We start from the raw sequence: 21,281 nt of genomic DNA, 5'->3' as shown, positions 1-21,281 counted from the left end.
TCAGTACTTCCAGCGGTACGCCGCCGCCACCTGGTCGTCGTCCAGCCCGGCGACGGACGCCAGCTCCCCGCGCCGCACCGCGATCACCGCGTCGGCCAGGACCGGGCCGAGGGCCGCCCGCAGCGGCTCGTCCGCGCGGAACTCCTCCACGGCCCGCTCCAGCGAGACCGGCAGCCGCCGCACGCCCCGGGCCGCCGCCTCCGCCTCGGTCAGCCGCGCCGGATCCCCGGTGATCTCCCCGGGAAGGGCGGCGGACGACGCCAGGCCATCCAGCCCGGCGGCGATCAGGCAGCCGAGCGCCAGGTAGGGGTTGGCGGCCAGGTCGACCGGCTTGACCTCCAGATTGGCCGCCTGGTCGCCCAGGCCGGCGGTGCCGGTGACGACGCGCAGGGCGGTCTCCCGGGTCTCGCGGCCCCAGGCGGTGAACACCCCGGCCCACTGGGAGGGCCTGAGCCGCAGATAGCTGGCGGGACTCGGCGCGGTCACCGCCGTGAGGCCGGGCAGATGAGCCAGCAGGCCGGCCGTGAACGACTCGGCCTCGGCCGTCATGCCGTACCGGCCCTCGCCCCCGGAGTGCAGATTGACTCCGTCGCGCCAGACGGAGAGGTGGACGTGCCCGCCGTTGCCGACTCCTTGCCCGACGACGGCCGGGGCGAAGGAGACGCGCAGCCCGTGCCGCTGGGCCACCGCCCGGACGGTCTGCCGCACCAGCACGCTGCGGTCGGCCGCCGCCACCGGATCGACGGCACCCACCGAGATCTCGAACTGCCCGGCCGCGTACTCGGGATGGACCTGCTCGACGTCGAGGCCCTGGGCCGCGCACGCCGCCAGCAGGTCGGCGGTGTAGTCGCCGAGTTCGATCTGACGGACCGCCCCGTACGCCGGTCCGGTCGTCGCCGGCACGAACGCGTCGCCGGGCGCGTCAGCCCGGGCCACGGTCCACTCCACCTCCACGGCCGCCTTGAAGGTCAGGCCGTGCCGCTCGGCCGCCCCGGTGACGACGTGGCGCAGGAACGTGCGCGTGCAGCCGGGGTGCCGTTCCCCGTCCTGGGTGACCCGGTCGACCGGCGCCCACGCCCAGCCGGGCTGCCCGGCCAGCACCACGAGCTGGTCGAGGTCCGGGTAGAGACGCAGGTCGCCGTCGGGGGAGCCGAGCACGTCGGTGGTGACCACGGAGTCGTTCGCCAGGAACGTGTCGAACACCGGGGACATGCCGACGCCCCAGGCCGCGGCGGAGGCGAGCCTGGCCGTCGGGACGGTCTTCACCCGGCCGATGCCCGCGGTGTCGACGTAGGCCAGGACGACGCCGTGCACGCCCCGCCCGGCGAGCTCGCCGCCCGCCGCGGTGGCCCGCTCGACATCGCCGGGACGGCCGCCGGGCACGGGATCGGCCAGGGTGGTCATGCGTCCTCCTCGACGAGCGGGCTCTCAGGGCTTCACGGCCACCGCGCCGTACTGCGGCACCAGCACGGCGGAGCCGGGCTCGGCACGCCACTGCCCGCACGACACCATGCCCGGCTCCAGCAGCTCCAGGCTCTCGAAGAAGGCGGCGATGTCGGCGCCGGCGCGGGCGGTGATCGGGGGAGTGGCGTTCTCGTTCCAGAACTTCATGGCCGGGATCTGACCCGCGCCGCCGAGCTCGTCGTCGAAGGTCGGGTGGGTGAGGACCAGGAAGCTGCCGGAGGGGACCGCGGCCATCACGCGGCGCACGATGTCCCGGGCCTTCTCGGCGTCCAGGACGAAGTTCAGGATGCCCAGCATCATCACGGCGACGGGGCGGCCGAGGTCGAGGGTCTGCCCGGCCCGTTCGACGATGGCGTCCGGGTCGTGCACGTCCGCGTCGATGTAGGCGGTGACGCCCTCGCTGCTGCCGGTCAGCAGGGTGCGGGCGTGCACCAGCACGATCGGGTCGTTGTCGACGTAGACGATGCGGGAGTCGGGCGCGATCCGCTGGGCGATCTCGTGGGTGTTGTCCGCCGTGGGCAGTCCCGTGCCGATGTCGAGGAACTGCCGCACCCCGCGCTCGCCGGCCAGGAACGACACGGCCCGGCCCAGGAACTCCCGGTCCGCCCGGGCGATGTCCCGGATGATCGGGAACATGCCGGCGACGTGCTCGCCGACCTGCTGGTCGACCTCGTAGTTGTCCTTGCCGCCGATCCAGTAGTTCCACACCCGCGCGTTGTGCGCCACACCGGTGTTCAGCCGCGCCGAGCCGCTCGGCGGGGTGTGGCTCTCACTCACGTCTCTTCCTCTCCTCGCACGAGCGACCGACGCCGGTCGTCGCCGCCCATTGTGCCGCTCCGGTGATCACGCTGTCCCGGGAATCGGCGGAGCCGGCGGGGCCGCTGGCCGCGCTGCGGGGAGAGGCGCGGGGCCGGGTCAGTCGAACAGGCTGGGATTCGACGAGGGAGTCTTGCCGGCCAGTACGTCCTTCAGACGCTGGGTGCCGAGCTTCACCGCCTGGTCGACGGAGTCCTGCTCACCGCCGTCGAGCCCGCCCGCCGTGACGGTGATCGCGTCGTCGCCGACCCGGACGGCGGCGACGTCCAGGGTCAGCGTGGCCTGCGTGCCCCCGGCCGTGCCCTGCACCGTCACACGCAGACCCTCACGGGCGTCGCCCACCTCGGGCAGCGGCGTCTCGATGACCTGGACGGTGCGCTGTTCGCCCTTCGCGGTCGCGGTGAACTGGGCGCACTTCTGCGGCAGGCTCGCCATCCAGTTCAGGGAGTCCTGCGAGTCGGTCCGGTCGTAGGAGGCGACCTGGTACAGCAGCCGCGAGTCGCCCTGGGTGAAGCCGCGCAGGGCGGACACGCCCGAGGGCCTGCCGAGGAGGTTGTCGCCGAACAGCGCGTCGAGGAGCCGCTGGCAGTCGGCGGCGTCGGTCCTGGCGGTGAGGAAGTCGGAGACGTCGACCGTGCCGATGAGCAGGTTGTCGTGCCAGTCCTCGGCCTCGGTCTGCTTGACCTGGGTCCAGTCGTCCTCGATGTCCGCCTCGGTGATCAGCGCGCTCCGTGCACCGTCCTCGGTGAGGGTGGCGGTGGGGGAGGGTGAGGGGGTCTGCCGTTCCCCGGCCACCTGCGACGCGGTGACCTCCGAGACCCGCGAGCCGTCCCGGTCGCCGTCCTCCGACGAGCAGGAGGCGGTGGTCAGCAGCGCGCCCGCCACCAGGGCGCAGGACAGGACGCCGGCGAGCCGGGGTGAACGACGGGTCATCGCAACTGCCTCCTGAGAACGTGACGCGTGTCCTCAGCGCACCACCGGCCCCGACGCCCCACCACCGGCACCGGACTGTTCGGGTGAGCGCGGTGCCGCCCCTCCGTCCCCTGGCGTGGCGGGCCGCACGGACTGTTCAATGAAGCTGCACACATGCCACTCGGGAGAGGAGCCGCCCGTGTCATCCGCCGTCGTGCCGCCCGTCGGGGCGCGTATCCGGCAGGCGCGGCTGGAGCGCGGGACCAGCCTGCGCGCCCTCGCCCGGGAGGTCGGCGTGTCGGCGAGCCTCGTGTCCCAGATCGAGACCGGGAAGAGCCAGCCGTCCGTCAGCACGCTGTACGCCATCACGACGGCCCTGGGGATCTCCGTCGAGTCGCTCTTCGACGCCCCGGCCTCCGTGCCCGTGGCCGGCGCGAGCCCACCCGGCACCGTCCTGCACGCCCTGGCCGCCCTGGCCGCCGACCCCGGCCGGCGCATCGGCCCGCTGGTCGGCGCCGCAGGACGCGAGACGCTGGAGCTGGACTCCGGGGTGGTGTGGGAGCGGCTCGGGCGGGTGCCGGGCGTGGACGTCGACTTCCTGCTGGTGACCTACCGGCCCGGCGGCTCCTCCTCCGGCTCCGGCGGCCTGATGCGGCACCCGGGCGCCGAGTACGGCTATCTGACCTCCGGCGAGCTCGTCCTCACCCTCGGCTTCGACGAGTACACCGTGCGGCCGGGCGACGCCGTCAGCTTCGAGTCGACGACTCCCCACCGCTACCGCAACGATGGAGAGGTACCGGCCGTGGGTGTCTGGTTCGTGTCGGGCGACGTTCAGTGACACTTGACACCCGTACGGCCCGGGCGTTCACTCCGAAGTGGGGGTGGTCGTCATGGCGATCCGCACATACGGCCCCAACGCCGTCGACTGGGAAGAACGCATCGACCTGGACCGGCTGCGCGGACAGCGGCTGGCCCGGCTCCACGAGTCCCTGAACCGCTCTGCGCTCGGCGCGGTGCTCAGCTTCGACTTCGCCAACATCCGCTACATGACCGCCACCCACATCGGCACCTGGGCGATGGACAAGCTGATCCGCTTCGCCCTGCTGGTGCGCGACGGCGAACCGGTCGTCTGGGACTTCGGCTCCGCCGCCCGCCACCACCAGCTGTACAACCCCTGGCTCGACTACAGCGACGGCAAGGGCGGCCCGCCGACCGGCGCCCGCGCCGGCATCTCCACCCTGCGCGGCGCCTTCCACCCGGACGCGGGCGTCGCCGAGGACGTGGCTGCCAAGATCGCCCACGAGCTGCGCGAGCACGGACTGGCGAACGAGCCCCTCGGCGTCGACGTCGCCGAGATGCCCGTCCTCACCGCCCTGCGCGCCGAGGGCATCGACGTGGTCGACGGGCAGCAGGTCTTCCTGGAGGCCCGCCGGATCAAGACGGGCGACGAGATCGCCCTGCTCACGCAGGCCTGCGCCATGGTCGACGCGGCCTACGAGGAGCTGTACGGGTACCTGCGGCCGGGCGTCCGTGAGAACGAGTGCGTCGGTGTCGTCAGCAAGGTCCTGTACGACCTCGGCAGCGAGTACGTCGAGGGCGTCAACGCCATCTCGGGCGAACGCTGTTCACCGCATCCGCACGTCTACAGCGACCGCCTGATCCGCCCCGGCGATCCCGCCTTCTTCGACATCCTGCACAGCCACCTCGGCTACCGCACCTGCTACTACCGCACGTTCGCGGTGGGCTCCGCCTCCCGCGCGCAGCGGGACGCCTACGTGCGCTGCCGCGCGTACATGGACCAGGCGATCGCCCTCGTCCGGCCGGGCGCCACCACCGCCGACATCGTCCGGGTCTGGCCGCGTGCCGAGGAGTTCGGCTTCGCGGACGAGACCGCCGCCTTCGCCCTCCAGTACGGCCACGGCGTCGGACTGTCGATCTGGGAGAAGCCGATCTTCAGCCGGCTGGTCTCCCTCGACCACCCCGAGGTCCTCGAAGAGGGCATGGTGTTCGCCCTGGAGACCTACTGGCCGGCCGCCGACGGCTGGTCCGCCGCCCGGATCGAGGAGGAACTGGTCGTCACCGCCGACGGGTGCGAGGTCATCACCAAGTTCCCGGCGGAGGAACTGCTGGTGGCGGGCCGCAAATACTGGACGGTGGGCGGGGAGCTGAACACCCGGCGCGAGTCGCAGTCCCACCTCAACACCTCGCACACGGACGGGGCGCCCTGATGGACGGGGCCGGGCTCCTCGCCGCCTACGAGCGGATGGCCGTCATCCGCCGCACGGAGAAGGCCGCCCACGACCTGTTCCTCCAGGGCCTGGTGAAGGGCACCACCCACCTCGCCGCCGGACAGGAGGCCGTCGCGGTGGGTGCGAGCGCCGCCCTGCGCCCGGACGACTACGTGTTCGCCACCTACCGGGGCCATCACCACGCCCTCGCCCGCGGCGCCACCCCGCAGGAGTGCCTCGCCGAGCTGATGAGCCGGGCCACCGGGCTGTGCAAGGCCAAGGGCGGCTCCATGCACCTGACCAAGGCGTCGACCGGCATGCTCGGCTCGTACGCCATCGTCGGCTCCCACCTGCCGATGGCGGTCGGCGCGGCCTGGTCGGCCCGGCTGCGGGGGACCGACCAGGTCGCGGTGGCCTTCTTCGGTGACGGCGCCACCAACATCGGCGCCTTCCACGAGTCGCTCAACCTGGCCGCCGTGTGGAAGCTGCCTGTGCTGTTCGTGTGCGAGAACAACCTGTACATGGAGTACACGCCCATCGCCGACGTCACGGCGGTACCCCGGCCCGCCGCCGACCGGGCACCCGCCTACGGCATCCCGGGCGAGGTCGTCGACGGCAACGACGTCGTGGCCGTCGAGGAGGCGGTGGAGCGGCTCGCACGGCGGGCCCGGGCCGGGGACGGGCCCGCCGTGCTGGAGGCCGAGACCTACCGGCACTTCGGGCACAGCCGCGCCGACCCGGCGACCTACCGACCGGCCGAGGAGGTCGAACGGTGGCTCGAGCACGATCCGTTGGACGTCGCGAGGGGACGGCTCGCCGAGCTGGGCGTGCCGGAGGCGGCGGTGGCCGAGGCCGGCGAGCGGGCCCGGGCCGTCGTGGAGCGGGCCGTCGAGGCGGCGAAGGCCGCGCCACCGCCCGAACCGAGGGAGGCACTCACCGACGTATGGGCCGACGGAGGTGTCGCATGGCGGACGTGATCACCTACCGGGAGGCGGTCGCCGAGGGCATCGCCCGCGAGATGCGCCGGGACCCCACGGTCGTGTGCCTGGGGGAGGACATCGGTGCGGCCGGCGGAGTGTTCAAGACGACCACGGGACTGCACAAGGAGTTCGGTCCCGAGCGGGTGTGGGACACGCCCATATCCGAACAGGCCATCGTGGGCGCCGCGATGGGTGCCGCCATGACCGGGATGCGGCCCGTCGCCGAGATCATGTTCTCCGACTTCCTGGCCTGCTGCTGGGACTACCTCGCCAACGAGATCCCCAAGGTCCGCTACATGACCGGCGGCCAGGTGACCGTGCCGCTCGTCGTGCGCACCGCCAACGGCGGCGGACTCGGCTTCGGCGCCCAGCACTCCCAGGCCACCGAGAACTGGGCCCTGACCGTCCCGGGCCTGAAGATCGCGGCACCGGCGACACCCGCCGACGTCATCGGCATGATGGCGGCGGCGATCCGCAGCGACGACCCCGTGGTCTTCTTCGAGCACAAGGCGCTCCTCGCGACCAAGGGGACGCCGCCGCCGCCCGGCCACGTCGTCGAGCTGGGCCGGGCCCGCGTCGTCCGCCCGGGCGACGACATCACGCTCGTCGCGCTCGCCACCACGGTGCCCCTGGCCCTGAAGGCCGCCGAGGTGCTGTCGGGGGAGGGGATCGAGGCGGAGGTGGTCGACCTGCGCTGTCTGGTCCCGCTGGACGCCGCCGCCGTCCTCGGCTCGGTGCGCACGACCTCCCGGCTCGTCACCGTCGAGGAGAACCCGTACCAGGGCGGCTGGGGGGCCACCGTCGTCTCGATCGTCGCCGACGAGGGCTTCGGCCTGCTGGACGCGCCCGTGCGGCGGGTGACGGCGGAGTGTGTCCCGCTGCCGTTCGCCGACGCGCTGGAGCAGCAGGTCGTCCCCACGGTCGACAAGGTCGTCACGGAGGTCCGCAGACTCGCCGCCTACTGAGCCGTCCACCGTCACCAGCACCCCATGGGAGGAAGCGCGATGACCACCAGGAAACTGCTGCGCTCCGGTCACGTGATCTCGATGGACCCCGCCGTCGGGGACCTGCCCCAGGGGGACGTCCTCGTCGAGGACGGCAGGATCGTGGCCGTGGAACCGGAGATCGGCGCCGATGCCGAGGTCCTCGACATGACCGGCCGCATCGTGATCCCCGGCTTCGTCGACACCCACCGCCACACCTGGGAGGCCCCGATCCGGGGCGTCGCCCCGAACGCCACCCTCGACGACTACTTCGTCGACATCCTCGACACCTTCGCGCCCCTGTACACCCCGGAGGACGTCTACGCGGCCAACCTCGCGGGCGCGCTGGAGTGCATCAACGCCGGCATCACCACGCTCGTCGACTGGTCGCACATCAACAACACCCCTGACCATCCGGACGCCGCGATCCAGGGTCTGGCGGAGTCAGGGATCCGGGCGCAGTACGCGTACGGCAGCGCCAACACCTCCCTCGCCGACTACTGGTTCGAGAGCAAGCTCGCGATCCCGGCGGACGACGTGCGGCGGATCCGCGCCCGGTACTTCGCGTCCGACGACGGCCTGCTCACCATGGGCCTCGCCACGCGCGGACCCGGCTTCTGCGTCAACGACGTCGTCGCCGCCGAGTGGGCCCTCGCCCGTGAACTCGGCCTCCCGATCACCGTGCACGTGGCCATGGGACGGCTCGCCGGTCGCTTCGGCATGGTCAAGCAGCTCCACGGCCTGGGCCTCCTCGGACCGGACACCACCTACGTCCACTCCTGCCACCTCAGTGAGGAGGAGTGGCGGCTGGTCGCCGACAGCGGCGGCACGGTGTCCGTCGCACCACAGGTGGAACTCCAGATGGGGCACGGCTGGCCGCCCGTGATGCAGGCCATCGAACACGGCCTGCGGCCGTCCTTCAGCATCGACGTCGTCACCACCGTGCCCGGCGACATGTTCACCCAGATCCGCGCGGCCTTCGGCGCCGAACGCGCCCGGGTCAACGCCGACTGCTGGCAGGCCAACCTGCCGGTCCCGAGCACCATGCTGACAGCGCGTCAGATGCTGGAGATCGCCACCCTCAACGGGGCCCACGTCGCGGGCCTGGAGGACCGTACCGGCTCCCTGACCCCCGGCAAGCGCGCGGACATCGTCGCGATCGACGCCACCGCGCTGAACGTCGCACCCGTGCACGACGCGGCCGCCGCGGTCACCCTGTGCGCGGACGTGTCCAACGTGGACGCCGTCCTCGTCGACGGCGTGGTCCACAAGCGCGACGGCAGGATGCTCACCGACACCGGACACGCCCTGCGGCTCCTCGCGGAGGCCCGCGACCGGCTCGTCGCCGCGAAGGAGGCGAAGGCGGCGACCGCGAAGGGCGAGAAGGCCACCGCATGACGAACCACCTGGTGCGCCGCGCCGCCGACGTGCCCGAGCCGCCGTACGACGGTCACGGACACCGCCGGCGGGCCCTGGTCGGTGAGGACGACGGCAGTGTGCACACCGGCTTCGGCCTGTGCGAACTGCGACCGGACGGCCGCGTGCCCGCGCATGTGCACTCCTACGAGGAGAGCTTCCTCATCCTCGACGGTGCGGTGGTCCTCGACGCGCCCGAAGGGTCGTACCTGCTTCAGGCGGGGGACTACGGACTGCTGCCGGTCGGCGTCCCGCACGCCTGGCGGGGCGCCGGAGGCACCGGCGGCCGCTGGGCGGACATGCTGGCGCCGGTACCGCGGGCCCGCTACGGACACGACACCCAGGCGGTGCCGGAGCTGCCCGTCCGTGAACCGGCCCGGATCGACGTCCGCGACCCGCGCACCCGCTCCTTCGGCCACTTCGAGCCCGACCAGATGGACCCCGCCAAGCAGTCCCAGGACCTGCTGGCCGTCACGGCGAGCATGCGCACCGCGCTCCTGGTCTACAGCGGCATCACGGTGAAGATGATGGTCGACCGCGACCTGGGCGCGGTCGGCTCGACGATGTTCATGGTGCGGTACGCGTCCGACGGTGTCATCGGCACGCACGACCACCCCTTCGAGGAGACGTACCTGATCCTCGAGGGCGTGGCGGAAGCGACGCTCGACGGCGAGCGGTACCGGCTGGAATCCGGTGACCTCGCGTGGGCGGGCGCCGGTTGCGTGCATGGCTTCGTCAACGCCGGGCAGGGGCCCCTGCGGTGGCTGGAGACACAGGCGCCGCAGCCGCCCGCACGGCACTCCTACCGGTTCACCAGGGACTGGGACTACCTGCGCCAGGCGCTTCAGGAGGGCTCATGAGCAACGTCCTTGTCGTCGGCGGCACCTCGGGGATCGGCCGCGAGTTCGCTCGCACCCGCGCCGAGCGCGGGGACGAGGTCGTCCTCACCGGCCGTGACGCCCACCGCGCCGGCACGGTGGCCAAGGAGTTCGGCGCCCGGGGCATCGCCCTGGACCTGGCGCGGCCGCTGGAGATCGCGGCGGCCGTGGCCGACGTCGGGCGGGTCGACCATCTGGTGATCGCGGGCGTCTCCCGGGACGACAACAAGGTGACCGAGTACGACATCGGCGCCGCCCTGGACCTGGTCACCCTCAAGCTCGTCGGCTACACCGAGGTCGTGCACGCGCTGCGCCCCCGGCTGCACGACGGCAGCGCGGTCGTGCTGTTCGGCGGCCAGGCCAAGGAGCGTCCCTACCCGGGCGCGACGACGGTCGCGACGGTCAACGCGGGGGTACGGGGCCTGATGAACTCCCTCGCCGTGGAACTCGCCCCCATCCGGGTCAACACCGTGCATCCCGGGGTCGTCGGCGACAGCCCGTACTGGCAGGCCAAACCGGACAAGGTGCTCGCGGCCCTGCGCACCGAGACACCCACCGGGCGGCTCGCCACGATGGCGGACGTGGTGGACGCGGTGGACTTCCTGCTCCGCAACGGCTCGGTCAACGCCGTCGAACTGACCGTGGACGGAGGGTGGTTGCTGGGCTGACCCGGTTCGTCCACGCGGCGCGCCCTCGTCACCCGGCACGCCGAAGCGTGTCCTCGGCCACCTCTTTGTCCACCGCCGCCCGCACGAGCGCCGCGGCGAGAACGGCCGGACCGGTGCTCCCGGCCAGGCCGACGAGGCGTTCCGGGTCCGTCGGCAGGTTCAGGCGCTCGGCGCCCTGGAGGGCCTTGGCGTCCAGGTAGGGGGCCGCCTCCGGCCATACGCCCTGGGCCTCGCGCAGGAAGATGTCGGTACCGGCCGGGCCCATCCCGGGGAACTCCCGGAGCAGACGGCGTAGTTCGGAGACCTCGCCGTCCGCCTCGCGGCGCAGCCGCCGCAGGTCTCCGCCCCACCGCTCGGTCAGCAGTTCGGCCCCCTCGCCGAGCTGTGTGGCGGTGCGTTCGTCGTAGCGCCGGTAGCCGCCCCGGCCGAGCGCGTCGACGCGCTCCTGCCAGGCGGCCTCGGTCATGCGGCGCGGATCGCGCAGCCCCGCCTCGTGCAGGGCGCGGGCGGTGGCCAGCGCGATCGAGCCGCGGATGCGGGCACTGAGCAGATGGGACAGCACCAGCAGCCGGTACAGCGGCTGCGGCGTGTCCTTGAGCCGGATGCCCGCCTCGTCCGCGTAGGTCCGGCCGTGCGCGCCGACGAGTTCGCGGACGACGCGCTCCTGCCGGTTCAGGGCTAGCCCTTCAGCGGGTCGTGGCCGACGGTCATCAGCCGGCGCCGACGGCGGGTGTCGGCCTCCGTCACCTCGGGCTCCGGCTCGTTCTCCACGTCCACCTGCGAGGTGACCGTGTCCACGACCTTCCGCATCACCCGCAGGTCGTCCTCGGTCAGATCGGTACGCCGCTTCTGGAGGATCGCGAGGACGTGCTGTCCGGTCTGCGAACCCGCCTGCTCGGGCAGCGGCTCCGTGTCCTCGTCGGCGTCCCGCACCCGCAGCCAGGCCGCGAGCTCCTGCGAGGTCATGTTCACCACGCGGTGGAAGTCCTCCCACAGCGCGTCGAGTTCAAGGGCGTCGGTCATCGGGTGCCCCTTCCGTACGTACGTACGTGCGTGCGCCGGTCAGCCCTCGCCGGGGACGTTCTCCGCGTCGAACATCCACCGCTGCTTCTCCAGCTCGGCGGTGATGGCGATCAGCAGGTCCTGGGTGACCGGATCGGCCTTCTCGGTCGCGTCGATGCGCTCGCGCAGCCGGCCGACCGCGTCCTGGAGCGACTCCACCATCACCTGCACGGCGTCCGAGTCACGCACCCAACCCTCCTTGGGGGCGGGCAGGGCGAAGGCCTTGGCGACGGTCTCGGGCCGGCCGTCCGGCGGGACACCGAGCGCCGCGGACCGCTCCGCCACCGTGTCGGCGAAGTTGCGCGCGGCCGAGACCACCTCGTCGAGCTGCAGGTGGATCGACCGGAACCGCGGTCCGACGATGTTCCAGTGCGCCTGCTTACCGATCAGCGAGAGCCCGAGAAGATCCACGAGGGTGTCCTGCAGTGCCTCGCAGGCGACCTTCCGGGCGTCGTCGGGCAGCGTGCTCCTCACAGGCGTCATAGGGTGCTTCTCCTTCCCGCGTCGTTCGTGGTCCGGAGCAGTGCGTCGCGCTCCTCCTCGCAGGTCCCGCCCCACACACCCGAGGTCCGGCCACTGCTCAGCGCGAAGCTCAGGCACTGGTCGGTCACCGGGCAGCGGGAGCAGATCCGCTTCGCGGCCGAGATGTCCCGCAAGGACGGGCCCGTGGTGCCCACGGGGAAGAACAGCTCGGGGTCCTCGTCCACGCAGGCGGCGCTCCGCAACCACTCCATGAACGCGCGGGTGCCCCGGGCGCACGGGTGCAAACCCTGAGCGGAACGCGTAAACCGGTCCCCCTGGCCTGCGATAACGCGCTCAATGGACACCGGGACCCAGTGAAATCTTCCCCGGCGGCGACGGACGGGCTATAGTCCGAAACTAGCAGTGCTAATTAATGTGTGGTGTGAGGAGTCCTCTCGTGCGTCCCGTCCACTTCGCGGCCGCCCGCCGCACCCCCATCGGCAAGCTGAGGGGCTCGCTCTCCTCGGTACGGCCCGACGACCTCGCCGCGACCGTCGTCCGCGCCCTGGTCGCCGGCGTGCCCGCGCTGGACCCCGCCCGCGTCGACGACGTCTACTGGGGCGCCGCCAACCAGGCCGGCGAGGACAACCGCAACGTCGCCCGCATGGCCGCACTGCTCGCCGGCCTCCCCGAGTCCGTGCCCGGCGCCACGGTCAACCGGCTCTGCGCGTCCGGCCTGGAGGCCGTGACGACCGCCGCCCGCACCATCGCCGCCGGCGAGGCCGACATCGTGATCGCGGGAGGCTCCGAGTCGATGAGCCGCGCCCCCTTCGTCCTGCCCCGCCCCGACGAGGCCCTGCCGCACCGCATCGAGACCGCCGACACCCGCCTCGGCTGGCGCCTGGTCAACCCCGCCATGCGGGACCTGCACGGCCTGCTCGCCATGGGCGAGACGGCGGAGGAGGTCGCCGCGCGGTACGGCATCCCGCGCGAACGCCAGGACGACTTCGCCCTGCGCAGCCACCGGCAGGCCGCCCTGGCCCGAAAGAACGGTCACTTCGACGCCGAACTCCTGCCCGTCGAACGCCCCGACGGGGTGGTCGTCGACACCGACGAGTGCGTCCGCGAGGACACCTCCCCCGAGAAGCTGTCCCGGCTGAAGCCGGTGTTCCGGGAAGGCGGCACGGTCACCGCGGGCAACGCCTCCCCGATGAACGACGGCGCCGCCGGTCTCCTCCTGGTCAGCGAGGAGGCCCTGAACGAGCTGGGCCTCGAGTCCCTGGGCCGCTACGTCGCAGGCGCCTCCGCCGGAGTCCACCCCGACGTCATGGGCATCGGCCCGGTCCCCGCCACCCGCAAGGCACTCACCCGCGCCGGCTGGAGCATCGGTGACCTGGAGGAGGCCGAGTTCAACGAGGCCTTCGCGGCCCAGGCCCTGGCCTGCGTCGACCAACTCGGCATCGATCCCGACCTGGTCAACCCGAGCGGCGGGGCGATCGCCCTCGGCCACCCCCTGGGCTGCTCGGGCGCCCGCATCCTGACGACGCTGCTCCACCGCATGCGGCGCACCGGCGCCGGGCGGGGCCTGGCCACGATGTGTGTCGGGGTGGGGCAGGGGAGCGCGCTGCTCGTCGAGCGGGCGTAGGAACAGCAGGGGAGGGCCACCGGGCGGAACGACGGGGCAGGACAACCACCAGGCGAGACGGCCCTGCACGCCCCGGTTCGTTGCACATAGCATCAGTGTTCGCATGAACACCGTGACGCTCTGGCACATCACCGGCTGGGAGTTCGCCGCCCTCGCCTTCGCGGCCCTGCTCGTCGGCTTCTCCAAGACCGCCGTGAGCGGGGCCAACACCGTGAGCCTCGCCGTCTTCGCCGCGGTGCTGCCCGCCCGCGCCTCCACCGGCATCCTGTTGCCGATCCTGATCGCCGGGGACCTGCTGGCCGTCGCCACCTACCGGCGGCACGCCCACTGGCCCACGCTGTGGCGGCTGTTCCCGGCGGTCGCCGCGGGCGTCGTCGTCGGCACCGTGTTCCTGATGTGGGCGGACGACGCGATCGTCCGGACCTCGATCGGCGCGATCCTGCTGCTGATGGCGGCGGTGACGGTGTGGCGCAGGCGTACGGCGGACAAGGAGGAGGAGCCGGAGTCGGTCACCACCCGGGCGGGCCGCCTCAAGGCCCGTGCGTACGGCGTCCTCGGCGGGTTCACCACCATGGTCGCCAACGCGGGCGGCCCCGTGATGTCGATGTACCTGCTGTCCGCGGGCTTTCGAAAGCTCGGTTTCCTCGGCACCTCGGCCTTCTTCTTCCTGATCGTCAACGTCTCCAAGCTGCCCTTCAGCGCCGGGCTCGGCCTGATCGACGCCCGTTCGCTCCTCCTCGACCTGGCGCTCGTGGTGTTCGTCGTCCCCGGCGCGCTGCTCGGCAAGTGGGCCGTGCACAAGATCAACCAGCGGCTGTTCGAGCAACTGGTCATCGCGGCGACCGTCGTGGGCGGTCTGCAACTACTGCTGCGCTGACTCCCGCAACAGCCCGGGCAGGTCCGCGAACGAGTCGATGACGTGGTCGGGCGTGCCGTCGGCGTCCCGGAGCGCCTCCGGCTGGAACTTGCCCGTCCGCACGAGGATCCCGGTGATCCCCGCCCGCTGCGCCGCGAGCACATCGGACTCGACGTCGTCGCCGACCATCACGGCCTCCCCGGCACCGGCGCCCAGCCGCGCGAGCGCCGCCTCGAAGAACGCCCGCGCCGGTTTGCCGGTGACCTCGGCCTCCACCCGGGCCGCCCGCTCGAGACCGGCCAGGAACGCCCCGGAGTCCAGCCGCAGCCCCTCGGCCGTACGCCAGTACAGGTTCCGGTGCATCGCCACCAGCCGGGCCCCGCGCTGCAGATGCCCGAAGGCCCGGTCCAGTGCCTCGTACCCGAACTCGGGCCCCGCCCCGCCGACGAGCACGACATCCGGCACGGCACCGGTGTCCGCCGCGTCCACGACCGTCACACCCTCGAGGTCCTCCTCGATGTCGCCGCTGTTCAGCAGGGAGCACCGGGCGCCGGGACAGCGCTCGGCGAGATACGCGGCGGTGGCTGCGGGCGCGGTCAGGATGTCCTCGGCCGCCACCGGGAACCCCGCATCGCCGAGGGTCGCGGCGATCGACGCCCGCGTACGGGAGGTGGTGTTCGTGACCAGCAGGACGGCGAAACCGGCCTCCCGGACCTCCCGCAACGCCTCCACGGCCCCCGGCAGGGGCCGCCAGGACACGGTGAGCACCCCGTCGATGTCGACGAGCACGGCACGCACGGACTCCATGTCCGGACGATAGCCAACCGCGGCCGGTCAGTCGCGGTGGTGCCGGCGCAGCAGGTACGTGTCCATGACCCAGCCCTTGCGCTTTCGGACCTCGGCACGCAGCCGCTCGATGCGGGGCGCGACCTCGGCGAGCGGACCGGAGACGAGGATCTCGTCCGGGGTGCCGAGACAGGCGCCCCAGTAGATGTCGACGTCCTCCCGCGCGTACCGCCGGAAGGTCTGGTGGGCGTCGAGCATCACCACCACGTCGTCCACGCCCTCCGGAAAGCCCTCGGCGAGCCGCCGTCCGGTGGTGATCTGCACCGGCATGGCCACCCGGTTCAGCGCCGTGCGGTGCCGGGCGGCGAGTGCCGAGACGCTGGAGATGCCCGGCACGACGTCGTACTCGAAGGCCACCGAGCCCCGCTCCAGCACCTCCTCCAGGATCCCCAGCGTGCCGTCGTACAGCGAGGGGTCTCCCCACACCAGGAAGGCGCCGGTCTCGTCCGGGCCGAGCTCCTCGCCGATCAGCCGCTCGTAGAGGCCGGCCCGGGCGCTGCGCCAGTCCCCGACGGCGGGGGAGTAGGCGGCGCCGTCGGCGGTGCGGTCCCGCTCCGGGTCGCGCGCCTCCACGACCCGGTACGTCCTGTCCGGCAGGTGCGTGTCGAGCAGGTTCATGCGCAGCCCGGTGAGGTCCGCCTTGGCCTCGCCCTTGTCCAGGACGAAGAACACGTCCGTGCCGCGCATCGCCCTGACCGCCTGCAGGGTCAGCTGGTCGGGGTCGCCCGCGCCGATACCGATGACATGAATCCTTCGCACGCCCCGAGTCTGCCGCACAGCGCCGGCAGCGCCTTCACCGCGCCCCAGGTCAGCGCCCCGAGTCCGCGTCCCGCAGCCGGGGCGACCGCGCCGCCGCGTCCACGGCCCGGCCGCTGCCCTCCACGTCCAGCGCCAGCTCGCGCGCCCAGACGGCGACCCGCTCGACGTCGATCCCGTACGGGAGTGCCCGCCCTGAGCCGGACACCCACGCCTCGGCCGCGCCCGCGCCGCGCCGCAGCAGCCGCGCCCCGCCCGTGAGGTTGCCGCGGGCGGCGTGCGTCAGGCCCACGGCGAGCTGGGCGAGCCCGCGCCAGAGCTCCCGCTCCTCCTCGGGCCCCGACTTCCAGGCGTCCTCGAAGACCTCGTGCGCGTGGAACGGCTTCCCCTCGTCCAGCAGCCGCTGCGCCTCGGCGACGGTCTCCTCCGGCGCGCGCACGACGCCCTCGGGCTGCCGGGGCACGCCCTGCGCGTCGTACGGCAGGGGCCGTCCGAGGCCGTCCCGCGGCCGGGCGTTGCGCGCCCGGCCTTCGTCGTCCCGGTCCCGCGCGCCGCCCGGCCGGTCCTTCGACGTGCCGTCCGTGCTTCCCCTGCTGCCCATGTTGCCCATACGCCGATTGTCCCGCCCGGGCCGTTTTCGGCGTGGCCAGGGGTGTGGGGTAAAGTGCTGTTCGCGCGATCACGCGGCCCACCGCGGCTGACCGCGCACCGGGACGTGGCGCAGCTTGGTAGCGCACTTGACTGGGGGTCAAGGGGTCGCAGGTTCAAATCCTGTCGTCCCGACTTGCGAAGCAGCAGGTCGGAGGTCATTTCCGCGCAAGCGGAAGTGGCCTCTTCGTCGTTCTCGGGCCGGGCCACCACCGTGACATAGGCCACCCCCACGCATTGGCGCCGTGCGGGTTTGGCGTCGCGTCGGCGGGAAAGCGGCTCTGTAGTCACCGGACATGACAATCCGGTGGAAAGTGGCCCAAAGCCGGAAAGAGGAGGTTCGATGTCCTCGAAGCGACGTCGCAAGAAGAAGGCCCGCCGCAAGAACGGCGCGAACCACGGCAGCCGTCCGCAGTCCTGAACAAGTCCTGCGGGCGCGCCGACGCATCGGGGTGGGTGGCACGCGCCGCCCACCCCGACGCGTTCGCTGCGCATCATTGACGAGCCGTGTCCCCGACCGTCCGGTCGTCCTCGTCGGCGGGCAGGGCTGGGCGGCGGTCACTGGTGGAGACCATGGTGACCATCGAGGCGAGCTGTCTGCAGGCCAGCGCAATCTCCCTTTCCGCCTGGGCGCGTTCGCCGACCGCTGCTGCGAGCAGGAGGGCGGTCAGCGAGGCGGAACCGTTGAACGCCTGCAGGGTGATCATGTTGGTGAACAGGTCGTGGCCGGCGAACGGGCCCGCCTTCTGGCCGGCCGAGATGATCGCGAAAGTGGACACGGCGAGGGCGCAGGGTGCGGCCCCGGCCAGCTGGAAGCGGAAGGCCGCCCAGATCAGCAGCGGGAAGCCGAGGAACAGCAGGGGCGTGCTGCTGGTCTCGACGGTGCCGACACCGACCGTGGCCGCGAGCAGCAGGACCCCCTCCGCCCAGCGGGCCGGCGAGGCGCCCCCGGGCCACCGCGCCGAGCGGAGGACGAGCAGGACCGGGGTGACCGCCAGCACGCCCATCGCGTCACCGGTCCACCAGACCGACCACGTCGGCCAGAAGTCGCCGGCGTCCAGCACACCGGTGAGGACGAGCGTCCCGGTGCCGACCGTGGAGCTGACCAGCATGCCGGTGAAGGCGCCGAGGAAGATCAGGGCGAGGGCGTCGCGCAGGCGGTTCATCTCGTGACGGAAACCGACACGGCGGAGCAGGGCGAACGAGCAGACGGGTGCGAGCGTGTTGCCCGCCGCGATGGCGAGGACGGACAGGACCGATGGCCCCAGCCAGACGTTGGCCAGGAACGCGCCGATCGCGATCCCGGGCCAGACCCGCCGCCCGAGCAGGAGCAGACTGGCCACCGCGATACCGCTCGGCGGCCACAGCGGCGTGACCTGGCCACGCACCAGCTGCTGGAGCAGTCCGAGCTCGGCCGAGCCGTAGTACAGCGCGGCGACGGCGCAGATCTCCAGGGCGACCAAGCCGTGGGACCGGGGCCAGGTATGCCGCGCGACAGTCATCGGGGCCTCCGCATGGACATCCCCTCGACCATCATCCACCGGATCCGCCGCAACCTCCACGGAACCGTCGGGCGAGTGGCGTCAGACGGGCGGGGTGCGCAGGGCGAGGACGGCCATGTCGTCGTGGCCGTCGCTCGGGTGGTCATCGGCCAGGGCCCGCACGAACTCGGGCAGGGGCCGGGACGCATGGGCGGTGGCGAGATCGGCGAGCGCGTCCAGGCTCTCGTCGATGGAGTGGGCGGGGTGTTCGACCAGCCCGTCGGTGAAGAAGACCACCGTGGAGCCCGGGGCGAGGAACCGGGAGTGGTCGGGGCGGGGTTCGTCGAGGTCCACCCCGAGCGGCAGTCCGGGCTCGGCGTCCAGGTACTCCGCCGGACCGTCAGGGGGGATCAGCAGGGGCGGTACGTGGCCCGCCGTGCTCCAGTCGATGCGCCAGCCCGGCTCCTCCGGTTCGATGCGGGCCAGGGCGGTGGTGGTGACCGGGTTGGTGGTGATGGCCTGGAGCGTGCGGTCGAGCCGGGCCAGCAGCGCACCGGGTGTGCTGCCCAGGTCGAACAGCAGGGCCCGCAGCATGTTGCGGGTGGAGGCCATGGCGGCCGCGGCCTTCAGATCGTGGCCGACCACGTCCCCGATGACGACCGCCACCACGTCCCCGGACAGGGGGATCGCGTCGTACCAGTCCCCGCCGAGTTTGCTGGGCTCGGCCGCCGGGCGGTAGACGGCCGCCGCGCTGAAGGGCCGCAGGTCGGGCAGCGCGGGCAGGAGGAGCCGCTGGAACTGCTCCGCTCCGATCCGGACCTGCTCGAACAGACGGACGTTCTCGATCGCGATGCCGGCCGCGCTGGCCAGGGCCGTGACGACGTTCTCGTCGTGGATGTCGAAGGGCTCCCCGTCACGCCGCTCGGAGAGGTACAGGTCGCCGTAGACCTCGCCACGGACGCTGATGGCGACACCCAGCAGCGTCCGCAGACGCGGATGGCCGGGCGGGAAACCGGCGGAGGCCGGATGGGCCTCGATGTCGACGATCCGGTGGGGTTCGGGATGGCTGATCAGATGCCCGAGCACACCCAGTCCGCGCGGCAGGTCGGTCCCGGCCAGGTCGGCGCGTTCCCGCTCGGAGAGACCGGCCGTGATGAACTCCTCCAGGTGCTCGCCCGACTCGTTGAGCACACCCAGTGCTCCGTAACGGGCGCCCACCAGATCCATGGCGGTGGTCACGATGCGGTGCAGCACCGCGGTCAGCTCCACCTCCCGGCTGATGGCCACCACCGCGTCCAGCAGCCCCTGCATCCGGTCCATGGTGTCCAGCAGGGCACGCAACTGCTCGTCGATCCGGCCCAGCTCCGTACGCAGGCGCACGTGCAGGTCGGGCAGCTGCGGCTGCCTCGGCCGCTGTCCTCGCCTCTCTCCTGCCATCACGAGCGCCTCGTGGCCGGGTGTCATGCCGCCATGGCGGGGTCTCTCACCTCGTACAGCTTAGTGCGCGCCGAGATCGTGGGATCGTGGAGGGAACCGGACATCCGGACCTCCGGAAGGAGCACCGGCCATGACCACCCACCCGGCGCACCCCGGCGCCCGGTCGATCAGGACCACCCCCGAAGGCCTCATGTGGGAACCCAGCGTGCGCTGGGTGCGCGGCCGCAAGGGCGATGTCACCGTCGTCGACAGCCGGCACCCGGTCCTCGTCTGGGAGCCCCACCTGCCCGTGCCGCAGTACGTCTTCCCGGACGCGGACGTCCGCACCGACCTGCTCCGCCCCGCGAAGAACCCGCCCACCGGCACGCACACCGGTTCCCGGACCTTCTACGACCTCGACGCGGACGGCGAGGTGCGCGCAGGCGCGGCCTGGCGGTTCCCCGCCGACGACCTGGCCGGCCACGTCGCCTTCGAATGGTTCCGGCGCACCGACACGGGCCTCGACCACTGGTACGAGGAGGACGAGGAGATCTTCATCCACCCCCGTGACCCGCACAAACGCGTGGACGCCCTGCCGAGCAGCCGCCATGTCCGGGTCGAGGTCGACGGGCAGCTCGTCGCCGACACCCACGACCCCGTCCTGCTCTTCGAGACCTCCCTGCCCACCCGCTACTACCTGCCCCGCGCGGACGTCCGCCTCGACCTCTTCGACGCCACCGACCACAGCACCGGCTGCCCCTACAAGGGCACCGCCGAGTACTGGTCCTGGCGCGGCGAGGGCGACGTGCCGCCCAACATCGTCTGGAGCTATCCCGACCCGCTGCCCGCGGTGGCGGCGGTCCGGGGGCGCGTCGCCTTCTTCAACGAGGCCGTGGACATCACGCTGGACGGCGAGCGTCTGGAACGCCCGGAGACACCCTTCAGCCGGATGCTGCGCACGAGGTGACCCGCCCCCTCACGGCCTCACCAGCAACTGGAAGTCGAAGGTGTAGCGCGAGGCCCGGTAGATGTGCGTGCCGTACTCGACCGGGCGCCCGGTGTCGTCGTACGCGGTGCGCCGCATGGTGAGCAGTGCCGCTCCCCGCTGCTCGTCCAGGCGGGCGGCCTCCTCGGCGGTGGCCGCGCGGGCGCCGACGGTCTGGCGGGCGCTGTGCAGGGTGATGCCCGCCGCCCGCATCATCCGGTACAGGCCGGTCGACTCCAGGCGGTCGCCGTCCAGGTCCAGCAGCGACGCCGGCAGGTAGTTGCACAAGAGGGCGACCGGCTGGCCGTGCGTGCGGCGCAGCCGTTCCAGGAAGGCGACCTCGCTGCCCTCCGCGACACCGAGGGCGGCGGCCACGTCGCAGGAGGCCGGCACCACCTCGTGGCGCACGACCTGCGTGGTCGGCCCCTGCCCGGCCGCCTCCAGGTCGTCGTAGAGGCTGCTCAGCTCCAGCGGTCGCTTCACCTGGCTGTGCACCACCTGTGTGCCCACCCCGCGCCGCCGGACCAGCAGCCCCTTGTCGACGAGGGACTGGATGGCCTGGCGGACGGTGGGGCGGGACAGGCCGAGGCGCACGGAGAGGTCGACCTCGTTGCCCAGGAGGTTGCCCGGCGCCAGGACCCCGTGCTCGATCGCCGCCTCCAGCTGCTGAGCCAGCTGGTAGTACAACGGCACGGGGCTGCCCCGGTCCAGGGCGAAGTCCAGCGAGCCGAGGGCGGGAGCGGGCGCGGTGCGGGCCCGGTCGCCGGTCTTCGCCATGG

Annotated in this window: 24 protein-coding genes and 1 tRNA gene; 12 read left to right on the top strand and 13 right to left on the bottom strand. The window is 72.5% G+C overall.

The features are described from left to right. The 3 genes from ABZ016_RS07885 to ABZ016_RS07875 all read right to left on the bottom strand — a co-directional run bounded on the left by ABZ016_RS07885 (position 1) and on the right by ABZ016_RS07875 (position 3,213). Positions 1 to 1,404 carry a glutamine synthetase family protein gene (locus tag ABZ016_RS07885; RefSeq protein ID WP_356915663.1) on the bottom strand — a complete coding sequence of 468 codons (1,404 nt, stop codon included), beginning with the start codon at positions 1,402 to 1,404 and terminating at the stop codon, positions 1 to 3. A 24-nt stretch (positions 1,405 to 1,428) separates the two neighbouring features. Further along, positions 1,429 to 2,241, bottom strand: a complete 813-nt coding sequence (locus ABZ016_RS07880; RefSeq protein WP_356915662.1) for an SAM-dependent methyltransferase — start codon at positions 2,239 to 2,241, stop codon at positions 1,429 to 1,431. Between the two features lie 138 nt (positions 2,242 to 2,379). Next, on the bottom strand, positions 2,380 to 3,213 hold the full coding sequence (locus ABZ016_RS07875; RefSeq protein ID WP_356915661.1) for a hypothetical protein: 834 nt from the start codon (positions 3,211 to 3,213) through the stop codon (positions 2,380 to 2,382). Between the two features lie 178 nt (positions 3,214 to 3,391). On the opposite strand from ABZ016_RS07875, the gene ABZ016_RS07870 reads away from it, so the two are divergent. The 7 genes from ABZ016_RS07870 to ABZ016_RS07840 are packed head-to-tail and all read left to right on the top strand — an operon-like array spanning position 3,392 to position 10,345. Further along, on the top strand, positions 3,392 to 4,030 hold the full coding sequence (locus tag ABZ016_RS07870; protein WP_356915660.1) for an XRE family transcriptional regulator: 639 nt from the start codon (positions 3,392 to 3,394) through the stop codon (positions 4,028 to 4,030). 52 nt (positions 4,031 to 4,082) lie between these two features. Then, positions 4,083 to 5,420 carry a Xaa-Pro peptidase family protein gene (locus ABZ016_RS07865; RefSeq protein WP_356915659.1) on the top strand — a complete coding sequence of 446 codons (1,338 nt, stop codon included), beginning with the start codon at positions 4,083 to 4,085 and terminating at the stop codon, positions 5,418 to 5,420. Beyond that, positions 5,420 to 6,397, top strand: coding sequence for a thiamine pyrophosphate-dependent dehydrogenase E1 component subunit alpha (locus ABZ016_RS07860; protein ID WP_356915658.1), 978 nt, complete (start codon positions 5,420 to 5,422; stop codon positions 6,395 to 6,397). Before ABZ016_RS07865 ends, ABZ016_RS07860 begins: the two co-directional genes overlap by 1 nt. After that, positions 6,385 to 7,365, top strand: coding sequence for an alpha-ketoacid dehydrogenase subunit beta (locus ABZ016_RS07855; protein ID WP_356915657.1), 981 nt, complete (start codon positions 6,385 to 6,387; stop codon positions 7,363 to 7,365). The genes ABZ016_RS07860 and ABZ016_RS07855 overlap by 13 nt, the downstream gene beginning before the upstream one ends. Positions 7,366 to 7,404: 39 nt before the next feature. Then, positions 7,405 to 8,781 (top strand): amidohydrolase family protein, encoded by a 1,377-nt coding sequence (locus ABZ016_RS07850; RefSeq protein WP_356915656.1) that lies wholly within the window; start codon positions 7,405 to 7,407, stop codon positions 8,779 to 8,781. After that, entirely contained in the window at positions 8,778 to 9,659 is an 882-nt protein-coding gene (locus ABZ016_RS07845; RefSeq protein WP_356915655.1) for a cupin domain-containing protein, read from the top strand. Before ABZ016_RS07850 ends, ABZ016_RS07845 begins: the two co-directional genes overlap by 4 nt. Further along, on the top strand, positions 9,656 to 10,345 hold the full coding sequence (locus ABZ016_RS07840) for an SDR family oxidoreductase (protein ID WP_356915654.1): 690 nt from the start codon (positions 9,656 to 9,658) through the stop codon (positions 10,343 to 10,345). Before ABZ016_RS07845 ends, ABZ016_RS07840 begins: the two co-directional genes overlap by 4 nt. 28 nt (positions 10,346 to 10,373) lie before the next feature. Here the strand turns inward: ABZ016_RS07840 and ABZ016_RS07835 are convergent, their stop codons facing one another. Then, positions 10,374 to 10,949 (bottom strand): endonuclease, encoded by a 576-nt coding sequence (locus ABZ016_RS07835; RefSeq protein WP_356915933.1) that lies wholly within the window; start codon positions 10,947 to 10,949, stop codon positions 10,374 to 10,376. Here ABZ016_RS07835 and ABZ016_RS07830 point away from each other — a divergent pair. Further along, positions 10,896 to 11,027 (top strand): hypothetical protein, encoded by a 132-nt coding sequence (locus ABZ016_RS07830; RefSeq protein WP_356915957.1) that lies wholly within the window; start codon positions 10,896 to 10,898, stop codon positions 11,025 to 11,027. The two genes, ABZ016_RS07835 and ABZ016_RS07830, sit on opposite strands and share 54 nt — an antisense overlap. On the opposite strand, the gene ABZ016_RS07825 is transcribed toward ABZ016_RS07830, so the two are convergent. Genes ABZ016_RS07825 through ABZ016_RS07815 form a run of 3 tightly spaced genes read right to left on the bottom strand, consistent with a single transcriptional unit; the run spans position 11,024 to position 12,141 of the window. Further along, positions 11,024 to 11,368: a DUF3140 domain-containing protein gene (locus tag ABZ016_RS07825; protein WP_356915653.1), complete on the bottom strand. Its 345-nt coding sequence runs from the start codon at positions 11,366 to 11,368 to the stop codon at positions 11,024 to 11,026. The two genes, ABZ016_RS07830 and ABZ016_RS07825, sit on opposite strands and share 4 nt — an antisense overlap. 39 nt (positions 11,369 to 11,407) lie before the next feature. After that, positions 11,408 to 11,890, bottom strand: coding sequence for a DNA starvation/stationary phase protection protein (locus ABZ016_RS07820; RefSeq protein ID WP_356915652.1), 483 nt, complete (start codon positions 11,888 to 11,890; stop codon positions 11,408 to 11,410). Beyond that, the gene (locus ABZ016_RS07815; RefSeq protein ID WP_356915651.1) at positions 11,887 to 12,141 is read right to left on the bottom strand and encodes a WhiB family transcriptional regulator; all 255 of its coding nucleotides are present in this window, start codon (positions 12,139 to 12,141) and stop codon (positions 11,887 to 11,889) included. The genes ABZ016_RS07820 and ABZ016_RS07815 overlap by 4 nt, the downstream gene beginning before the upstream one ends. 185 nt (positions 12,142 to 12,326) lie before the next feature. Here ABZ016_RS07815 and ABZ016_RS07810 point away from each other — a divergent pair, with 185 nt between their 5' ends. Both ABZ016_RS07810 and ABZ016_RS07805 read left to right on the top strand, forming a co-directional pair. Next, the gene (locus ABZ016_RS07810) at positions 12,327 to 13,514 is read left to right on the top strand and encodes a thiolase family protein (RefSeq protein ID WP_356915650.1); all 1,188 of its coding nucleotides are present in this window, start codon (positions 12,327 to 12,329) and stop codon (positions 13,512 to 13,514) included. A 103-nt stretch (positions 13,515 to 13,617) separates the two neighbouring features. After that, positions 13,618 to 14,391, top strand: a complete 774-nt coding sequence (locus ABZ016_RS07805) for a sulfite exporter TauE/SafE family protein (protein ID WP_356915649.1) — start codon at positions 13,618 to 13,620, stop codon at positions 14,389 to 14,391. On the opposite strand, the gene ABZ016_RS07800 is transcribed toward ABZ016_RS07805, so the two are convergent. From ABZ016_RS07800 to ABZ016_RS07790, 3 genes are read right to left on the bottom strand one after another with little or no spacing between them, the layout of a single operon-like run. Next, the gene (locus ABZ016_RS07800; protein ID WP_356915648.1) at positions 14,377 to 15,177 is read right to left on the bottom strand and encodes an HAD-IIA family hydrolase; all 801 of its coding nucleotides are present in this window, start codon (positions 15,175 to 15,177) and stop codon (positions 14,377 to 14,379) included. The two genes, ABZ016_RS07805 and ABZ016_RS07800, sit on opposite strands and share 15 nt — an antisense overlap. Positions 15,178 to 15,204: 27 nt before the next feature. Further along, on the bottom strand, positions 15,205 to 15,975 hold the full coding sequence (gene cobF, locus ABZ016_RS07795) for a precorrin-6A synthase (deacetylating) (RefSeq protein WP_356915647.1): 771 nt from the start codon (positions 15,973 to 15,975) through the stop codon (positions 15,205 to 15,207). A 49-nt stretch (positions 15,976 to 16,024) separates the two neighbouring features. Beyond that, a complete protein-coding gene (locus ABZ016_RS07790; RefSeq protein WP_356915646.1) occupies positions 16,025 to 16,582 on the bottom strand; it encodes a DUF309 domain-containing protein in 558 nt (185 codons plus the stop codon). Positions 16,583 to 16,681: 99 nt separating this feature from the next. Here ABZ016_RS07790 and ABZ016_RS07785 point away from each other — a divergent pair. Next, positions 16,682 to 16,755, top strand: a tRNA-Pro gene (locus ABZ016_RS07785). A gap of 359 nt (positions 16,756 to 17,114) precedes the next feature. On the opposite strand, the gene ABZ016_RS07780 is transcribed toward ABZ016_RS07785, so the two are convergent. After that, entirely contained in the window at positions 17,115 to 18,122 is a 1,008-nt protein-coding gene (locus tag ABZ016_RS07780) for an MASE1 domain-containing protein (RefSeq protein ID WP_356915645.1), read from the bottom strand. A gap of 81 nt (positions 18,123 to 18,203) precedes the next feature. Continuing rightward, positions 18,204 to 19,565, bottom strand: coding sequence for a GAF domain-containing SpoIIE family protein phosphatase (locus ABZ016_RS07775; protein ID WP_356915644.1), 1,362 nt, complete (start codon positions 19,563 to 19,565; stop codon positions 18,204 to 18,206). A 103-nt stretch (positions 19,566 to 19,668) separates the two neighbouring features. On the opposite strand from ABZ016_RS07775, the gene ABZ016_RS07770 reads away from it, so the two are divergent. Then, a complete protein-coding gene (locus tag ABZ016_RS07770; RefSeq protein ID WP_356915643.1) occupies positions 19,669 to 20,484 on the top strand; it encodes a DUF427 domain-containing protein in 816 nt (271 codons plus the stop codon). A gap of 9 nt (positions 20,485 to 20,493) precedes the next feature. Here ABZ016_RS07770 and ABZ016_RS07765 read toward each other — a convergent pair whose 3' ends face one another. Beyond that, positions 20,494 to 21,279 carry a GntR family transcriptional regulator gene (locus tag ABZ016_RS07765; RefSeq protein WP_356915642.1) on the bottom strand — a complete coding sequence of 262 codons (786 nt, stop codon included), beginning with the start codon at positions 21,277 to 21,279 and terminating at the stop codon, positions 20,494 to 20,496. Between the last annotated feature and the right edge of the window lie 2 nt (positions 21,280 to 21,281).

Origin of the sequence: Streptomyces sp. NPDC006372 (assembly GCF_040612515.1) — a bacterium.
Lineage (GTDB): Bacteria > Actinomycetota > Actinomycetes > Streptomycetales > Streptomycetaceae > Streptomyces.
The sequence above is the reverse complement of the archived record's forward strand: the minus strand, read 5'-3'. Positions and strand labels throughout refer to the sequence as shown.

What these genes read in the sequence shown, in the direction of transcription:
- ABZ016_RS07885 (WP_356915663.1), bottom strand. Translation starts at nt 1,404, where the DNA reads ATGACCACCCTGGCCGATCCCGTGCCCGGCGGCCGTCCCGGCGATGTC.
- ABZ016_RS07875 (WP_356915661.1), bottom strand. Translation starts at nt 3,213, where the DNA reads ATGACCCGTCGTTCACCCCGGCTCGCCGGCGTCCTGTCCTGCGCCCTG.
- ABZ016_RS07865 (WP_356915659.1), top strand. Translation starts at nt 4,083, where the DNA reads ATGGCGATCCGCACATACGGCCCCAACGCCGTCGACTGGGAAGAACGC.
- ABZ016_RS07860 (WP_356915658.1), top strand. Translation starts at nt 5,420, where the DNA reads ATGGACGGGGCCGGGCTCCTCGCCGCCTACGAGCGGATGGCCGTCATC.
- ABZ016_RS07855 (WP_356915657.1), top strand. Translation starts at nt 6,385, where the DNA reads ATGGCGGACGTGATCACCTACCGGGAGGCGGTCGCCGAGGGCATCGCC.
- ABZ016_RS07850 (WP_356915656.1), top strand. Translation starts at nt 7,405, where the DNA reads ATGACCACCAGGAAACTGCTGCGCTCCGGTCACGTGATCTCGATGGAC.
- ABZ016_RS07845 (WP_356915655.1), top strand. Translation starts at nt 8,778, where the DNA reads ATGACGAACCACCTGGTGCGCCGCGCCGCCGACGTGCCCGAGCCGCCG.
- ABZ016_RS07840 (WP_356915654.1), top strand. Translation starts at nt 9,656, where the DNA reads ATGAGCAACGTCCTTGTCGTCGGCGGCACCTCGGGGATCGGCCGCGAG.
- ABZ016_RS07830 (WP_356915957.1), top strand. Translation starts at nt 10,896, where the DNA reads ATGGGACAGCACCAGCAGCCGGTACAGCGGCTGCGGCGTGTCCTTGAG.
- ABZ016_RS07825 (WP_356915653.1), bottom strand. Translation starts at nt 11,368, where the DNA reads ATGACCGACGCCCTTGAACTCGACGCGCTGTGGGAGGACTTCCACCGC.
- ABZ016_RS07820 (WP_356915652.1), bottom strand. Translation starts at nt 11,890, where the DNA reads ATGACGCCTGTGAGGAGCACGCTGCCCGACGACGCCCGGAAGGTCGCC.
- ABZ016_RS07815 (WP_356915651.1), bottom strand. Translation starts at nt 12,141, where the DNA reads ATGGAGTGGTTGCGGAGCGCCGCCTGCGTGGACGAGGACCCCGAGCTG.
- ABZ016_RS07805 (WP_356915649.1), top strand. Translation starts at nt 13,618, where the DNA reads ATGAACACCGTGACGCTCTGGCACATCACCGGCTGGGAGTTCGCCGCC.
- ABZ016_RS07800 (WP_356915648.1), bottom strand. Translation starts at nt 15,177, where the DNA reads ATGGAGTCCGTGCGTGCCGTGCTCGTCGACATCGACGGGGTGCTCACC.
- ABZ016_RS07790 (WP_356915646.1), bottom strand. Translation starts at nt 16,582, where the DNA reads ATGGGCAACATGGGCAGCAGGGGAAGCACGGACGGCACGTCGAAGGAC.
- ABZ016_RS07780 (WP_356915645.1), bottom strand. Translation starts at nt 18,122, where the DNA reads ATGACTGTCGCGCGGCATACCTGGCCCCGGTCCCACGGCTTGGTCGCC.
- ABZ016_RS07775 (WP_356915644.1), bottom strand. Translation starts at nt 19,565, where the DNA reads ATGACACCCGGCCACGAGGCGCTCGTGATGGCAGGAGAGAGGCGAGGA.
- ABZ016_RS07770 (WP_356915643.1), top strand. Translation starts at nt 19,669, where the DNA reads ATGACCACCCACCCGGCGCACCCCGGCGCCCGGTCGATCAGGACCACC.
- ABZ016_RS07765 (WP_356915642.1), bottom strand. Translation starts at nt 21,279, where the DNA reads ATGGCGAAGACCGGCGACCGGGCCCGCACCGCGCCCGCTCCCGCCCTC.